At 62.9% G+C, this 15,994-nt stretch carries 11 protein-coding genes; 7 read left to right on the forward strand and 4 right to left on the reverse strand.

What is annotated here, in order from left to right:
• Window positions 1-7 precede the first annotated feature (7 nt).
• Window positions 8-268, reverse strand: a complete 261-nt coding sequence (locus PATSB16_RS12480; protein ID WP_047214439.1) for an exodeoxyribonuclease VII small subunit — start codon at window positions 266-268, stop codon at window positions 8-10.
• A 664-nt stretch (window positions 269-932) separates the two neighbouring features.
• Here PATSB16_RS12480 and PATSB16_RS12485 point away from each other — a divergent pair.
• Both PATSB16_RS12485 and PATSB16_RS12490 read left to right on the forward strand, forming a co-directional pair.
• Window positions 933-2,036, forward strand: a complete 1,104-nt coding sequence (locus tag PATSB16_RS12485) for an aromatic ring-hydroxylating oxygenase subunit alpha (RefSeq protein WP_047214440.1) — start codon at window positions 933-935, stop codon at window positions 2,034-2,036.
• A 278-nt stretch (window positions 2,037-2,314) separates the two neighbouring features.
• The gene (locus PATSB16_RS12490; RefSeq protein ID WP_047214441.1) at window positions 2,315-3,193 is read left to right on the forward strand and encodes a sulfurtransferase; all 879 of its coding nucleotides are present in this window, start codon (window positions 2,315-2,317) and stop codon (window positions 3,191-3,193) included.
• A 49-nt stretch (window positions 3,194-3,242) separates the two neighbouring features.
• Here the strand turns inward: PATSB16_RS12490 and PATSB16_RS12495 are convergent, their stop codons facing one another.
• Both PATSB16_RS12495 and polA read right to left on the reverse strand, forming a co-directional pair.
• Entirely contained in the window at window positions 3,243-4,589 is a 1,347-nt protein-coding gene (locus PATSB16_RS12495) for an NAD(P)/FAD-dependent oxidoreductase (RefSeq protein ID WP_047216526.1), read from the reverse strand.
• A 125-nt stretch (window positions 4,590-4,714) separates the two neighbouring features.
• Window positions 4,715-7,468 (reverse strand): DNA polymerase I, encoded by a 2,754-nt coding sequence (gene polA, locus PATSB16_RS12500; RefSeq protein WP_047214442.1) that lies wholly within the window; start codon window positions 7,466-7,468, stop codon window positions 4,715-4,717.
• On the opposite strand from polA, the gene PATSB16_RS12505 reads away from it, so the two are divergent.
• From PATSB16_RS12505 to PATSB16_RS12520, 4 genes are all read left to right on the forward strand, one after another.
• On the forward strand, window positions 7,469-8,203 hold the full coding sequence (locus tag PATSB16_RS12505; RefSeq protein WP_047214443.1) for an LOG family protein: 735 nt from the start codon (window positions 7,469-7,471) through the stop codon (window positions 8,201-8,203).
• Between the two features lie 157 nt (window positions 8,204-8,360).
• A complete protein-coding gene (locus PATSB16_RS12510; RefSeq protein ID WP_052892673.1) occupies window positions 8,361-8,711 on the forward strand; it encodes a hypothetical protein in 351 nt (116 codons plus the stop codon).
• Window positions 8,712-8,816: 105 nt separating this feature from the next.
• The gene (locus PATSB16_RS12515) at window positions 8,817-9,800 is read left to right on the forward strand and encodes a homoserine kinase (protein WP_047214444.1); all 984 of its coding nucleotides are present in this window, start codon (window positions 8,817-8,819) and stop codon (window positions 9,798-9,800) included.
• Window positions 9,801-9,815: 15 nt separating this feature from the next.
• The gene (locus PATSB16_RS12520) at window positions 9,816-10,634 is read left to right on the forward strand and encodes a BPSS1780 family membrane protein (protein WP_047214445.1); all 819 of its coding nucleotides are present in this window, start codon (window positions 9,816-9,818) and stop codon (window positions 10,632-10,634) included.
• Between the two features lie 45 nt (window positions 10,635-10,679).
• On the opposite strand, the gene PATSB16_RS12525 is transcribed toward PATSB16_RS12520, so the two are convergent.
• Entirely contained in the window at window positions 10,680-13,001 is a 2,322-nt protein-coding gene (locus PATSB16_RS12525; RefSeq protein ID WP_047214446.1) for a UvrD-helicase domain-containing protein, read from the reverse strand.
• 117 nt (window positions 13,002-13,118) lie between these two features.
• Between PATSB16_RS12525 and PATSB16_RS12530 the strand changes: the two genes are divergently transcribed.
• Window positions 13,119-15,974 carry a valine--tRNA ligase gene (locus tag PATSB16_RS12530; protein ID WP_047214447.1) on the forward strand — a complete coding sequence of 952 codons (2,856 nt, stop codon included), beginning with the start codon at window positions 13,119-13,121 and terminating at the stop codon, window positions 15,972-15,974.
• The last annotated feature ends 20 nt before the right edge of the window (window positions 15,975-15,994 follow it).

The raw sequence follows: 15,994 nt of genomic DNA on the forward strand, positions 1-15,994 counted from the left end.
ATCTGTTCTATTCATCCGCCGGTGCGGTATCGAGCGGTTCGAGAGTGTCGTTTTCGAGGACTTTGACCTGCTGCTCGACGCGCGCCAGCATGCCCTGACAGTATTTCACCAGTTCCGCGCCGCGCCGATACGCCGTCAGGGATGCCTCCAACCCCAACTCGCCACTTTCCATACGCCCCACCAGCTCCTCGAGCTCGGCCAGGGCGGCCTCGTAACTGCGGGGCGCTTCAGACGGCTGTGCCTGAGTCGATGTCACGGTCTTCGCCATGGATCTAAAAATTCGGATCGAATATTCCATTTTACGGCAAAGCGGCGCCAACCGCAGGCCAGTTTGACATATGTCACCCAATCCGCAAAGACGGTTCCGAGCACCGATTTACCGTACCAGGACTTTTACTCCTGCCACACAAGCCTGCACTGGCAAGCGCCATCGGCCAGCGGGATGTCCCTCGCCAACGCCCAGCGGCTGCGCTCACGGCATTCGATTAGAGGACAACGTTCAATGTTTGTGATGCGTGAGCCGGTCCCTCCCGCAGCACGCCGGTCATATCCCGCTTGCCGGCTTCCGGGAACAGGTAGCCCCGTAGCGCGATTCTTCCGCATTCTCATCACGACAATTACGGGTTTACCTGACTCGCCCCCCGGTGATCACGCTTGCCGCCGCCGGCCAGCGGCCGACAGAGCGGGAGCGTTCAATCCGGGCAACACGCCGGAACCCACGCCCACCGGCATTTTCAGCGCCCGAACCCACCAAGCGTCGCGCACCGGCCACGCCTGGACCCGGCGACACGGGCGTACGCAGCAGAAATCGACGAATTTCCGTATTGATCCACGATTTCCCGTATATCTGCCGGTATAATTACGGGTTTCCCTAAATCGATTCTTCGATGGTTGGGTTGTTCACTGCTTTCAAGCTTTCGACGGGAGTGGGAATGTCCAATCTGAGCAGCGCGTTGCAACTCAAGCCAGCGCACAGTCAGTTACCGGTATATAGCTATTTCGACGAAGCGCTTCTCGCGCGTGAGGTCGAAACGTTGTTTAAACGTGGTCCGCGTTATGTCGGACACGAATTGATGGTGCCGGACGCCGGCAATTATTTCGCTCTTCCCGCAGAACAGGAGGGGCGTTTGCTCGTGCGTAACGATCACGGGGTCGAGCTGCTCTCCAACGTATGCCGCCATCGCCAGGCGCTGATGCTCAACGGCCGGGGTACCGCCCGCAACATCGTTTGCCCGCTGCACCGCTGGACCTATGACACGCGGGGTGAATTGCTGGGAGCGCCGCATTTTCCCGAAAATCCGTGCCTGAACCTCAACAAATTCCCATTGCAGCGCTGGAACGGCCTGCTGTTCGAGGCCGAGGGCCGGGACGTGCAATCGGATCTGGCCAAGTTGGGCGTCGCGCACCACCTCGACTTCTCGGACTACATGTTCGATCACGTCGAGATGCACGAATGCAATTACAACTGGAAAACCTTCATCGAGGTCTATCTCGAGGATTACCATGTTGTGCCGTTCCACCCCGGTCTGGGCAGCTTCGTGTCATGCGATGACCTGCGTTGGGAGTTCGGCGATTGGTACAGCGTGCAGACGGTAGGCGTGCATCAGGGCCTGACCAAGCCCGGCAGTCCGATATATCGTAAGTGGCACGACATGCTGCTACGGTTTCGCGAGGGCAAGGCGCCGGATTTCGGGGCAATCTGGATGGTCTACTACCCGAATCTGATGATCGAATGGTATCCCCACGTCCTCGTGGTGTCGTGGCTCATCCCCCGCGGGCCGCAAAAGACCACGAATGTCGTCGAGTTCTACTACCCGGAAGAAATCACGCTGTTCGAACGCGAGTTCGTCGAGGCCGAACGCGCCGCCTATATGGAGACGGCGCGCGAGGACGACGAAATCGCTGAGCGCATGGATGCCGGTCGCCGCATTCTGCTCGATCGCGGCGTGTCCGAGACCGGCCCCTACCAGAGCCCCATGGAAGACGGCATGCAGCATTTCCACGAATTCCTGCGCCGCCAGCTCGGCGAGCTATAGTCGCCCTTACCTCGCGCCTCAACCCACTGTGCACGGCGGACTTTGGTCCGCCGTTTTGCTTTTGCCGTTCGCGTCGTCGCCGTCGGTCGGCAAACGCATTCCACGAAGGCCTTTTCACAATTTCGGGCAGATTCTTCGCTACACTAGGAAGCGGGGTGGTTGCAGGCAATCGATGCGCGGTGCTCGACCGGCCCGATGCAGTGATCATTCCATTGAACGGCATGGCCGGGTCGCGCCAGTCGGCGCCGGCAGTTCGTCCATGCTCTCCCGGAGACATCATGGTCCATACACATTTCACCACGCTCATCAGCGCGCAAAATCTCGACGCACTGATCAACGCGGCCGATGCCGGCCCAACGCTCACCGTGTTCGATTGCCGTTTCGATCTGGCCAATCCGGCGGCAGGCGAAGCCGCCTATGTCGACGGTCATATCTTCGGCGCCTTCTACATGCACCTCGAGCGCGACATGTCCGGCAAGGTGACCGGCAAGAACGGCAGGCATCCGCTGCCCGACCGGGACACATTGGTCCGTCATCTGGCCGATTGCGGCGTCTCACGAGGTCAGCAAGTGGTCGCCTACGATGCGCAGGGGGGCGCATATGCGGCACGTCTTTGGTGGCTGCTGCGCTGGTTGGGTCATGAATCGGTCGCCGTGCTCGACGGCGGCCTGCAAGCCTGGGAGGCCGCAGGTCTGCCGCTCTCGGCAGCCCCGCCGGAGCCGCCGCCCCCGGGGGATTTCACCCCCAGCGATCCACTGGCGACCACGGCGGACGTCGAGGCCGTCACACGCAACCTCGCCACGCATGAAAGACTGGTGGTCGACGCGCGCGCGCCGGACCGTTATCGCGGCGAGAACGAAACGCTCGATCCTGTCGGCGGCCACATCCCCGGTGCCGTCAACCGGTTCTTCAAAGACAATCTCGGCGCCGACGGCCGCTTCAAATCGGCCGCCACGTTGCGCGCGGAATATGCTCTGGTGATGGGCGACACGTTGCCCGAGCGCGTCATCCTGCAATGCGGATCCGGTGTCACTGCCTGCCACAATGCGCTGGCGATGGAAGTTGCCGGCCTGCACGGGGCGAGCGTCTATCCCGGCTCGTGGAGCGAATGGTGCGCGAACCGGACGCGCCCGGTGGCCACCGGGCCGAAACCCTGACCAGGCGCAGCGGGCCGGCAAAGGTTGGCCGGCCCAGCCGTGGCCGCCGTCAGTGCAGCTTGACGCGCGGCAGCGTCGTGCGCCGCAGGCGGTGCGCGATCGTATCGAGCACCATGCGAGGCAATCCGTGCAACGCCATCACGTGCATCCGATACAGCGACGTATACATCAACCGTGCCATCAAGCCTTCAATGAACATGCTCCCGCCGATCAAGCCGCCCATCAAATTGCCGACCGCGCTGAAACGCCCCAGCGAGACCAACGAGCCGAAATCGCGGTAATGGAAGGCCGGCAACGGCTGACCGGCCAGGCGGCGTTGCAGCGCCCCGAACAGGAAACTGGCTTGCTGGTGAGCCGCCTGAGCGCGCGGCGGGACGACGCTGCCGCGCTCGGGCCAGGCGCAGCTCGCGCAATCGCCGAAGGCAAAAATGTCTGGATCGGTTGCGCATTGCAGTGTCGCGCCGACCTGAATTTGATTTTGTCGATTGACCGCCAAACCATCGAGTTCAGCCAGAATCTGCGGAGCCTTGATGCCAGCCGCCCAGACCGTCAAGTCGGCCGGGATGACGCGCCCGCTGGCGGTGAGTACCTGATTGGCGCAGACTTCGCTGACCGGATCGCCGGCCGAGATCTCGACATTGAGCTTGCCGAGCAATCCCGCCGTGACCGTGGCCACGCGCTCCGACAAGGCAGGCAGGATGCGAGGCCCGGCCTCGATCAAGGTAATCCGAATATCGTTGTGCGGATCGAGCCGGTGTAACCCGTAACTGCTTAAGACCTGCGCGGTGTTGCGTAACTCCGCCGAGAGTTCGACCCCCGTCGCGCCGGCCCCGACGATGGCAATGTGCACTTGCCGAGCCGCTGGCTCGGGCTGGCCCGAGCCAGCCGCGGCCGGGTCGAGCTCGACTGCGTGTTGCGCGCGCATGCAGGCCGCAATCAGCCGGCGGCGAAATCTCTCCGCCTGCTCGGCGGTATCCAGCGCAATCGCGTGCTCCTGCGCCCCCGGCACGCCAAAGAAATGCGTGGTGCTGCCGATTGCCAACACCAGCGTGTCGTAGCCGATCGCCCGTTGCGGCAGCAAATCCCCAATACCATCGTCCTTGCCAGCCGGAAGCGCGGCCAGCGTGATGGTCTTCGCCGAGCGGTCGAGCCCGATCAGTTCCCCCTGCTGAAACTCGAAGCCATGCCAACGCGCCTGCGCCGCGTACTCCAGTTGATGCGCGAACGGATCCATGCTGCCGGCGGCCACCTCGTGCAGCAGCGGCTTCCAGATATGGGTCGGATATCGGTCGACCAGAATCACGCGCGCCTTGCCGGAACGCCCGAGCTTGTTGCCCAGCCGGGTCACCAACTCCAGGCCCCCGGCGCCACCGCCCACGACAACGATACGATGCAGGCTCACATAGCCTCCCCAGCCAGTCTGTGCATAAATGTTGTTGTTACGTGCAAATTACCGCAAGTCGGGCGCGGCGACATACCGCCGGACACATAACCCTTATCGGGTTGATCGATCCGACCGCGTCAATGGGCCTCTTCCCAGTTCCGGCCCACGCCCACTTCCGCGACCAGCGGCACCCTGAGTTTCGCCACCGAGCACATGAGTTCCGGCAGTTTTTCGCGCACTACGGCCAATTCCGTATCCAGGACTTCCAACACCAGTTCGTCATGGACCTGCATGATCATCAGCGTGCCCAGTCGGTCCTGTTCGAGCCAGTCCTGCACCGCGATCATCGATAGTTTTATCAGATCCGCCGCGGTTCCCTGCATCGGCGCGTTGATCGCCGCGCGCTCCGCCGCCTGCCGGCGCGGACCGTTGCCGCCGTTGATCTCCGGCAACCACAGGCGGCGACCAAAGACGGTTTCGACGTAACCGTGCTCCTTGGCGCTCTTGCGGGTCTGCTCCATATAGTTGGCAACACCGGGATAGCGCATGAAATAGCGATCGATGTAATGCTTGGCGGCGTCGCGTTCGATGCCGAGGCTGGAGGCCAGGCCAAACGCGCTCATGCCGTAGATCAAGCCGAAATTGACCACCTTGGCATGGCGGCGCTGCTCGCTCGACACGTCCTGCGGGCTCACGCCAAAAATCTCCGCGGCGGTGGCTCGGTGAATGTCTTCGCCGTCGGTGAACGCCCGTGTGAGGCGCTCGTCGCCTGAAATATGCGCCATGATGCGCAGCTCGATTTGCGAGTAATCCGCCGACACGATGCTGCGCCCGGGCGGCGCAATGAACGCCTCGCGAATCCTGCGGCCCTCGCCGGTGCGCACCGGAATGTTCTGCAGGTTGGGATCGTTCGACGCCAGACGGCCGGTCACCGCCACGGCCTGCGCATAATTGGTGTGGACGCGGCCGGTGGCAGGATTCACCATCTTGGGCAATTTGTCCGTGTAGGTCGACTTCAGCTTGGACAGGCCGCGATAGTCGAGCAGCACTTTGGGCAACGGATAATCCTCGGCCAGCTTCTGCAGCACTTCTTCGTCGGTCGAGGGAGCGCCGCTGGCGGTCTTTTTCACCACCGGCAACTTGAGTTGCTGGAAGAATATCTCGCCGATCTGCTTGGGCGAGTTCAGGTTGAATGGTTGTCCGGCCAGCTTATGCGCTTCGGCTTCGAGCTCGATCATCCGGGTGCCGAGTTCATGGCTTTGCTTGACGAGCAGCGCGCTGTCGATCAGCACGCCGTTGCGCTCGATGATGCCGAGCACGCGTGCCACCGGCAGCTCGATCTTTTCGTAGACGTAGCGTAGTCCCTCCGAGCGCTCGATGTCGGGATAGAGCGCGTAATGCAGCCGCAATGTGATATCGGCGTCCTCGGCCGCGTATTCGGTCGCGCGCTCGATGGGCACCTCGTCGAAGCCGATTTGGCCGGCGCCCTTGCCGCACACCTCTTCATATTTGATCGTCTTGACGCCCAGGTGGCGCTCGGCCAGGCTATCCATATCGTGCGAGCGATGCGACTCCAGCACGTAGGATTCGAGCAGCGTATCGTGCGCCACGCCGCGCAGCGCGATGCCGCGATTGGCCAGAACGTGGGTGTCATACTTCAAATGCTGCCCTACTTTTTTGTGCGCCTCGCTCTCCAGCCAGGGCTTGAGCCGGGCCAGCACTTCGTCTCGCGGCAGTTGCGTTTGAGCCCCGGGCGCGCGGTGCGCGAGCGGCACGTAAGCGGCATGCCCCGGCGCCACCGATACCGACAGCCCGACGATCTGCGCCTGCATGGCGTCCAGTGAAGTGGTTTCGGTATCGAATGCCGTCAACTCGGCGGCTTCGATCTTTTGCAGCCACGCATCGAAAGTCTGCCAGTCGACCACCATCTCGTAATCGCGCGGCAGCTCCCCGCGCCCCTCGCTCGGACTCGCGCCGACATCCGCGTCACTCTCGCCGTCATCGGCGTCGCCCGCCTCGACTTCGCGCAACCAGGTTTTGAAGCCGTGGCGCTTGAAAAACGATCGCAACTGGTCACGTTGCTCGGGTTGCGCGGGCAGCGAAGCTTCGATGGATTCCACATGCGGATCCAGATCACAATCCGTCACCACGGTTACCAGCTTGCGCCCCATCGGCAGCCACGACAGCGCCTCGCGAAGATTGTTGCCGACCGCGCCCTTGATCTCCTCGGCATGGGCGATCAGGTTGTCCAGCGTGCCGTATTGGCCCAGCCACTTGGCCGCGGTCTTCGGCCCGACTTTCGCCACCCCGGGCACGTTGTCCACGGTGTCTCCCATCAGCGTCAAATAATCGACAATGAGCTCTGGCGGCACGCCGAATTTGGCACTCACGCCAGCGGGATCGAGCGTCTCGTTGCTCATCGTGTTGACCAGCGTGACCTGATCATCCACCAGTTGTGCCAGGTCCTTGTCGCCGGTCGAAATGACCACACGCATGCCAGCGGCCGCAGCCCGCCGGGCCAGTGTGCCGATCACGTCGTCGGCCTCCACGCCGTCGATCATCAGCAGCGGCCAGCCCAGGGCTCGCACGGCCTCGTGGATCGGCTCGATCTGACGCGCCAGATCCTCGGGCATCGAAGGCCGGTTGGCCTTGTACTGCGGATACCAGTCATCCCGGAAAGTCTTGCCCTTGGCGTCGAACACACAAGCGCTATACTCTGCATGAACGTCCTTGCGCAAGCGCCGCAACATATTCACGATGCCGTAGACGGCGCCAGTCGGCTCCCCGGTCGGGCCTCGCAAATCAGGAAGGGCGTGGTAGGCTCGATAGAGATAACTCGAACCATCGACCAATAAGAGAGTCTTACCTTTCAGGTAGTTTTGTTCCGACATATGACCAAGAGAAGAAAAGTAATCCCGAGTCTGCGCATGCTGGCAGACCATGAGCGGGCCACAGCAAAGAAGGCGCGCGCATCGTGGCAGATGTTCACGATTATGGCAGAGTTCATCGAGGCGGCCGAATACCTATCCGAGATCCGGCCCGCGGTGAGCATCTACGGCAGCGCCCGTATCAAACCAAAGTCGCCCTACTACAAATTGACGATGTCGATCGCCCGCAAATTCTCCGATGCGGGTTTCGCCGTCATCTCCGGCGGCGGCCCCGGCATCATGGAGGCGGCGAACAAGGGCGCGCATGGCGGCGCCTCGCCCACGGTCGGGCTGAACATCGAACTGCCGCACGAGCAGAAAGGCAATCAGTACCAGGACATTTCACTGCGTTTTCGCCACTTTTTCACACGCAAGGTCACCTTCGTCAAGAACTCGGACGCGTTCATCATCATGCCTGGCGGCTTCGGCACGCTCGACGAGCTCTCGGAAGTGATGACGCTGATTCAAACGCAAAAATCGCGGCACGTGCCAATCATTCTGGTGGGCTGCGAGTTCTGGCAGGGCCTGCTCGACTGGTGCCGCAGCACGATGCTGCCGATGGGCCTGATCGGGCCGCACGATCTGGATCTGGTTACCGTGCTCGACGATCCCGATGCCATTCTTCGGGCGGTTTTCGATTTTTACGACGACCACACGGAAGCCGAGCCGCAAGCCAGCGACAAAATGTTCTACCTCTAAACGCCCCCCTTGCCCGGCGCGGCACCTCGCGCAATGCGTCACAAGGCGTGCAAACCGGGGGCGCAGCGCTTGCGTGAACCGGCGCCAATGTAGCGCCAGGGCGCGTTTCGCCGCGCTGCATTTGCTAGAATACTCAGCATAAACCCGGAGAAAAAACATGAAACCGCTCTTTGTGTCGATCGGGCTCGGCGCGTTGGCCTTTGCCGCGCTGCCCGCCCTTGCTCAACCTCACATCACAGAAGCAGAGCGGGTGCAGCAAGCCACTGCGGCGGCCACCAGCCATGCCACCGTCGACCTGAATCAGGATCGCAAGCCAAGCTTCTATACCCGGGACAAGGACGGCACGACCGTCACCGAATTCCGCGATCGCGGCAAATTGCCGGAAATCGACGTTCACTCCGGTTTCGGCACCAACTATCATATGGCCCAGCCACTGGACAGCTCGCCCAAGATCCGCGACAACAACTCGCAAGATCAACGCCTGCCATCCGTCGGATTGAAATTCTGACTTCGCCCCGTCAGCTGGCCTGGCCCAGCCGGACGCGACTCATCCCGGGCAGCCTGGCGCGCCGCGCCGGCCCCGGATTGCTTGTTTGACCTCGACATTGCTTGCATGGCCGTCTTTACTTCCGTCACCCGCGACCAACTCACCGACTGGCTGCAAAACTATGCGCTGGGGCAGGTTCTGGATTTTCGCGGCATTTCCTCCGGGATCGAAAACACCAACTACTTTCTCACCACCGAGCGGGGCGAATTCGTCCTGACGCTGTTCGAGAATCTGACGGCTGAGCAATTGCCGTTTTATCTTCACCTGATGCGGCACCTTGCCGGCCATGGCATTCCGGTGCCCGACCCGGTGCCCGATGGCAACGGCAACCTGCTCGGCGAACTATGCGGCAAGCCGGCGACCATCGTCACCAAATTGGCGGGTCGGTCGCACCTGCAGCCGACGGCGCTGCACTGCGCGCAGGTTGGCGACATGCTGGCGCGTCTACACCTGGCCGGGCAGGACTACCCGCGCTTTCAGCCGAATCTGCGCAGCCTGCCCTGGTGGCGCCAGGCGGTACCGGCCGTGCTGCCGTTCCTCGACGAGCAGGAAAGCACGCTGCTGCGTGCCGAAATGGCCTACCAGGAGCAGGTCTTTGCCTCGGCCGATTACCTTAGCCTGCCCCAAGGCCCCTGCCATTGCGACCTGTTCCGCGACAATGTGCTGTTCATCGACGGCGACCCGCAAGCCGGGACCACGGATCGCCTGGGCGGATTCTTCGATTTCTACTTTGCCGGCTGCGACAAGTGGCTGTTCGACCTTGCTGTCACCGTCAACGACTGGTGCTGCGAGCCGGAATCCGGCCAGATCGATGCCACGCGCTGCCTTGCACTGCTCCAGGCTTATCACGCCGTGCGCCCCCTGGGTCGGGCCGAAGCTGCTTGCTGGCGCGCGATGCTGCGCGCCGGAGCGCTGCGCTTCTGGCTCTCGCGCCTGTATGATTACCACCTGCCGCGCGCGGCGGAAATGCTCAAACCCCACGATCCCGGCCACTTTGAGCGCATTCTGCGCCAGCGCATTGGCGCACCGGCCGTGCCTTGGCCGCAATAACCCTTTCCTCGATCTATGCAACTGCTAGAAGTCTCGCCCAAAACCGGTTACGTGTGGCTGCGCCAAGGCCTTTGGCTGTTTCGCAAAAGCCCGCTCACGTTCCTCACGCTGCTGTTCGCCTACCTGTTCGCCATGATGGCCATTTCGCTGCTCCCGTTCGTGGGCGCAGTGCTGCCGTTGCTGTTCATTCCCGGCCTGTCGGTGGGTTTCATGGCGGCTTGCCGCGACGTTATCAAGAACAAGCCGGCCTACCCCACGGTTCTGGTTGCCGGCTTTCGCGCATATGGCCGTTCGGTGGCGCGGCGTCTGATCGCGCTGGGCGTTTGCTACATCCTGGCCGTGGCGCTGGTATTCGCAGTCTCGGCAATCATGGACGGTGGCGAACTCTTCAAGTTCATGCTGTTCGGCGGCCGTCTCGACGACAGCGTCTTCGAGACCACCAATCTGTCGGGAGCGATGCTGATCTCGGCCATCGCCTATATTCCCGTCGCCATGGTGTTCTGGTTCGCTCCCGTGCTGGTCGCCTGGCACGACCTGCCGCCCATCAAGGCGCTGTTCTTCAGTTGGATCGCCTGCTGGCGCAATCGGGGCGCCTTCATCACCTACGCCCTGTTGACCGGCACGATCGCCACGCTCGTGCCGCTGGCCATCGTGCTGCTGTTTACCGCGCTGGGCATCGGCAAATTCGCCAGCATCGTCCTGATGCCGTTCTCGATCCTGCTCACGGCCGTCCTGTATTGCTCGTTCTACGCCACCTATCGGGGATGTTTCGGCGTCCAGGAAATCGGTGCGATCGACGAGAAGAACGTCACGCCGCCCACCACCGGACTGTAGGGGAGCCCGGCGCTCGAGCCGCCCCCGTCGCGCCAGGGGCGATCATCAATCGATGGCCTGCAGCTTGGCCACCGAGAGGGCCAGCCATTTCGTGCCGTGGCGCCCGAATTTGACCTGGGCGCGGGCATCGGCACCGCTACCCTCCAATCCGACGATAATGCCCTCGCCAAACTTGGTGTGGAAAACCCCCTGCCCCACGCGAAAGCCGGCCTCGGCCGCGCGCGAACGCTGCGCCAGCGCAACATCGCCGGGCGTCGCGGCCCAAGCCTCGGGCTGTGCGGGCGCTTGCGGCTTGCCGAACCAATTGCGCCCCCACGCACTATCGTTGCCGGTCCAGCGGGAGCCTGCGGCGACGCGCGGCGTCAGCCACTTCAATACCCCCTCGGGCAACTCCTCGAAAAAGCGCGAGCGCACGTTGTAGCGAGTCTGACCGTGCAGCATCCGGCTTTGCGTGAAAGACAGGTAGAGCCGTTCCTTCGCGCGCGTGATGGCCACGTACATCAGACGGCGCTCCTCTTCGAGCCCGTCCTGCTCCATCGCGCTGTTTTCATGCGGGAACAGCCCTTCTTCCAGGCCGGTCACGAACACCGCGGCGAACTCGAGCCCCTTGGCTGCATGCACCGTCATCAACTGGACCGCGTCCTGGCCGGCCTCGGCCTGGTTGTCGCCCGCCTCGAGCGACGCATGCGAGAGAAAACCCGCCAACGGCGTCATCTCGATCGGGGTATCGGCGTCGACTACCGTGCCGCCTGCCTCGCCATCCGTTCCAGGCAGTGCCTGCGCCCTGCTGCGCACGGCGAGCATGCGCGCCGGCGCATCCAGCCCGTAGCCCTCCTCGCTGACAAAGGCCGCCGCCGCGTGCACCAGTTCCTGCAGGTTTTCCAGCCGATCCTGCCCTTCCCGCTCGGTCTGGTAGTGCGCGTTCAGCCCACTGCCCTGAATGACGTATTCGACAGTCTCGGGCAACGTCGACTGCCGTGTTTCAGCGCGCATTTGCTCGATCAGCTTCACAAAGGCGCCAAGGTTGGTGCCCGCCTTGCCGGTCATGTAAGGCACCGCCTCGAACATCGCGCAGTTATACAGGCGGGCCGCATCCGCCAATTGCTCCAGCGAACGGGCGCCAATCCCGCGCGCCGGGAAATTCACCACGCGCGCGAACGCCGTGTCGTCCCGCGGATTTTCCATCAGCCGCAGGTAAGCCAATGCGTGCTTGACCTCCTGCCGCTCGAAAAAGCGCAGCCCGCCATACACGCGATAAGGGATCCCCGCACCGACCAGCGCGTGCTCGAGCACGCGCGATTGCGCATTGCTGCGATAGAGTACGGCCACATCCTGGCGCGCGGCGCCCTGATTGATCAGCGCCTTGATCTCCTCGATCAGCCAATTGGCCTCCTGCAGGTCGGTCGCGGCCTCGAACACACGCACCGGCTCGCCATGACCGGCGTCGGTGCGCAGATTCTTGCCCAGGCGATGCGCGTTGTGGGCAATCAGCGCATTGGCCGCATCGAGAATATTGCCGTGCGAGCGATAGTTCTGCTCGAGCTTGATCAAATGCCGCACATGGAATTCGCGCTCGAAATCCGCCATATTGCCGACGTTCGCGCCGCGAAACGCATAGATGCTCTGATCGTCGTCGCCGACCGCGAAAATCGCATTGTGCTGCCCAGCCAGCAGCTTCAGCCAGGCATACTGCAGGCGATTGGTGTCCTGGAATTCGTCGACCAGGATGTGCCTGAAACGGGCCTGGTAATGCACGCGCAGCGGCTCGTTATGCTGCAGCAGCTCGTAGCAGCGCAACAGCAACTCGGCGAAGTCGACCACTCCTTCGCGCAGGCACTGTGCCTCGTAAGCGGCATAGAGCTCGACGAACTTTCGGTTGAACGCGTCGTTGGCCTCCACCTGCCCAGAGCGCAAACCCTGTTCTTTCGCGTTGTTGATGAAATACTGCAGGTTCTTGGGCGGATATTTCTCGTCGTCGACATTCAACGCCTTGAGCAGACGCTTGATGGCCGACAACTGGTCCTGGGAGTCGAGAATCTGAAACGTCTGGGGCAGCCCGGCATCGTGATAATGCGCCCGCAGCAAGCGGTTGCACAGGCCGTGAAAAGTGCCGATCCACATACCGCGGGTATTGATCGGCAGCAGCGCGGACAGGCGCGCCTGCATCTCCTTGGCCGCCTTGTTGGTAAATGTCACCGCCAGCACCCCGGCCGGGCTCACGCGCCCGTTCTGCAGCAGCCAGGCGATGCGGGTGGTCAGCACACGCGTCTTGCCGCTGCCTGCCCCCGCCAGGATCAGGGCTGGCTCGTCGGGCAGCGTCACGGCGGCCAGTTGTTCGGGGTTCAGGTTGGCAAGCAGATCGGGCATGAGGGTAGGCAGGGGAAAAAGACGGAGCAAAACTCATCAGCCACGATTATAAAGCGCGGCCGCACTGGCTATCTCTTATAATTATTTGTTTACTGCACAAATCCCCGACTTCGACCCATGAGCGACACCACGCTAGCCAAAAGCTTCGAACCACACGACATCGAGGCCCATTGGGGCCCCATCTGGGAACAGCGCGGGTATGCGCGCCCGACGCTCGACGCGGGCAAGGAAGATTTCAGCATCCAACTGCCGCCGCCGAACGTCACCGGCACCTTGCACATGGGCCACGCCTTCAACCAGACCATCATGGACGGCCTGGCCCGCTATTACCGGATGAAAGGCGCCAATACCCTGTGGGTGCCCGGCACCGATCATGCCGGGATCGCCACCCAGATCGTGGTGGAGCGCCAGCTGGACGCGCAGGGTGTGTCGCGTCACGACCTGGGCCGCGAAAAGTTCGTCGAACGGGTCTGGGCCTGGAAGGAGCAGTCGGGCTCGTCGATCACGCGCCAGATTCGACGTCTGGGCGCTTCGATCGACTGGAGCCGCGAATATTTCACGATGGACGACAAAATGTCCCGCGCGGTGCGGGAGGTGTTCGTCCGGCTATACGAGCAGGGCCTGATCTACCGCGGCAAACGGCTGGTCAACTGGGACCCGAAACTGCTCACTGCCGTGTCCGACCTCGAAGTCGTCAGCGAGGAGGAAGAAGGCCATATGTGGCACATCCGCTACCCGCTGGCCAGCGGAGCGGGCCATCTCACGGTGGCGACGACCCGCCCCGAGACGATGCTTGGCGACTCCGCCGTGATGGTTCACCCGGACGACGAACGCTACCGGCATCTGATCGGCCAGTCCGTGCAGTTGCCGCTGTGCGGGCGCGAGATCCCGATCATTGCCGACGACTATGTCGATCGCGAGTTCGGCACCGGCTGCGTCAAAGTGACGCCAGCCCACGATTTCAACGATTACGCGGTTGGCCAGCGCCACCATTTGCCGCTGATCAGCATCCTCACGCTGGATGCCAAAATCAACGAGCACGCGCCGGAGAAATACCGCGGCCTGGACCGCTACGATGCCCGCACGCAAATCGTCGCCGATCTCGACGCGGCCGGACTGCTGGCCTCGGTCAACAAACACAAGCTCATGGTGCCGCGCGGCGACCGCACCGGCTCGGTCATCGAGCCGATGCTCACCGACCAATGGTTCGTCGCCATGAGCAAACCCGCGCCGGCCGGCACCTTCACACCGGGCAAGTCGATCGCCGAGACCGCGCTCGACGTGGTGCGCGACGGCCAGATCAAATTCGTGCCGGAAAACTGGACCACCACCTACTACCAATGGCTGGAAAACATCCAGGACTGGTGCATCTCCCGCCAACTCTGGTGGGGCCACCAGATTCCCGCCTGGTATGGCGACGACGGGCAAATCTTCGTCGCGCGCAGTGAAGAGGAAGCCCGCGACCAGGCCAAAGCCGGCGGCTACACCGGCCCGCTCACGCGAGACGCCGACGTGCTCGACACCTGGTTCTCGTCGGCGCTGGTGCCGTTCTCCTCGCTGGGCTGGCCCGAACAAACGCCGGAGATGCAACACTTCCTGCCCTCGTCGGTGCTCGTCACCGGTTTCGACATCATCTTCTTCTGGGTCGCGCGCATGGTCATGATGACCACGCACTTCACCGGCCAGGTGCCGTTCCATACGGTATACGTGCACGGCCTGGTGCGTGACGCCGAAGGCCAAAAGATGTCGAAATCCAAGGGCAACACGCTCGATCCGATCGACATCGTCGACGGCATCGATCTGAATACCCTGGTCGCCAAGCGCACCACCGGCCTGATGAATCCCAAGCAGGCCGCCACCATCGAGAAGAAAACCCGCAAGGAATTCCCCGCCGGCATCGGCGCGTTCGGCACCGATGCGCTGCGTTTCACGTTCGCCTCGATGGCCACGCTCGGCCGCAACATCAATTTCGACCTCGCGCGCTGCGAAGGCTATCGAAATTTCTGCAACAAGCTGTGGAATGCCACGCGCTTCGTACTCATGAACTGCGAGGGCCACGATTGCGGGCTGGCGCCGTGCAATCACGACTGCGGCCCCGAGGGCCAGCTCGATTTCTCGCGCGCCGACCGCTGGATCGTGTCGCTGCTGCAGCGGGTCGAAATGGACGTGGCCAGGGGATTCGCCGACTATCGCTTCGACAACATCGCCAGCGCCATCTACAAATTCGTCTGGGACGAATACTGCGATTGGTATGTCGAGTTGGCCAAATGGCAACTGCAGCACGGCACGCCCGCACAGCAGCGCGCCACGCGCCGAACCCTGCTGCGGGTGCTGGAAACCACGCTGCGCCTGGCCCATCCGGTCATCCCGTTCATCACCGAAGCGCTCTGGCAAAAGGTCGCGCCGCTGGCAGGCCGCTATCCGGCCGATGCGGCGCCGGGCGAGGCCAGCATCATGGTGCAGCCGTTCCCGGTGGCCGAGCCGGGCAAGATCGACGAAGCCGATGAAGCATGGATGCAGCAACTCAAGGCGGCAGTCGATGCGTGCCGCAACCTGCGCGGCGAGATGGGCCTCTCGCCGGCTCAGCGCGTGCCGTTGCTGGCCGCAGGCGACACCGCATTCTTGAATTCGATCGCGCCGTATCTGCAAACGCTGGCCAAGCTCTCCGAAGTGCAGGTGCTGGCCGATGACAGCGCGCTCGACGCCCAGGCGCCGGGTGCGCCGGTGGCCATCGTCGGCAGCAACCGGCTCGCGCTCAAGGTCGAAATCGACGTCGGCGCCGAGCGCGCGCGCCTTGGCAAGGAAATCAAGCGCCTGAGCGACGAAGTCGCCAAGTGCCAGGGCAAGCTCGGTAACGAGAGCTTCGTCGCCAAGGCGCCCGAGGCGGTCATCGCGCTCGAGCGCCAGCGCCTGCAGGATTTCGAGGCGACGCTGCTCAAATTGCAGGCCCAGCTGGCGCGCCTGCCGGCTTGAATCGACGCGCGGGTCATTGC

Origin of the sequence: Pandoraea thiooxydans, from assembly GCF_001931675.1 — a bacterium.
GTDB classification, from domain to species: Bacteria; Pseudomonadota; Gammaproteobacteria; order Burkholderiales; family Burkholderiaceae; genus Pandoraea; species Pandoraea thiooxydans.

Coding starts and splice junctions, on each gene's coding strand:
- PATSB16_RS12480 (WP_047214439.1), bottom strand. CDS start 268: ATGGCGAAGACCGTGACATCGACTCAGGCACAGCCGTCTGAAGCGCCC.
- PATSB16_RS12485 (WP_047214440.1), top strand. CDS start 933: ATGTCCAATCTGAGCAGCGCGTTGCAACTCAAGCCAGCGCACAGTCAG.
- PATSB16_RS12490 (WP_047214441.1), top strand. CDS start 2,315: ATGGTCCATACACATTTCACCACGCTCATCAGCGCGCAAAATCTCGAC.
- polA (WP_047214442.1), bottom strand. CDS start 7,468: ATGTCGGAACAAAACTACCTGAAAGGTAAGACTCTCTTATTGGTCGAT.
- PATSB16_RS12505 (WP_047214443.1), top strand. CDS start 7,469: ATGACCAAGAGAAGAAAAGTAATCCCGAGTCTGCGCATGCTGGCAGAC.
- PATSB16_RS12510 (WP_052892673.1), top strand. CDS start 8,361: ATGAAACCGCTCTTTGTGTCGATCGGGCTCGGCGCGTTGGCCTTTGCC.
- PATSB16_RS12515 (WP_047214444.1), top strand. CDS start 8,817: ATGGCCGTCTTTACTTCCGTCACCCGCGACCAACTCACCGACTGGCTG.
- PATSB16_RS12520 (WP_047214445.1), top strand. CDS start 9,816: ATGCAACTGCTAGAAGTCTCGCCCAAAACCGGTTACGTGTGGCTGCGC.
- PATSB16_RS12525 (WP_047214446.1), bottom strand. CDS start 13,001: ATGCCCGATCTGCTTGCCAACCTGAACCCCGAACAACTGGCCGCCGTG.
- PATSB16_RS12530 (WP_047214447.1), top strand. CDS start 13,119: ATGAGCGACACCACGCTAGCCAAAAGCTTCGAACCACACGACATCGAG.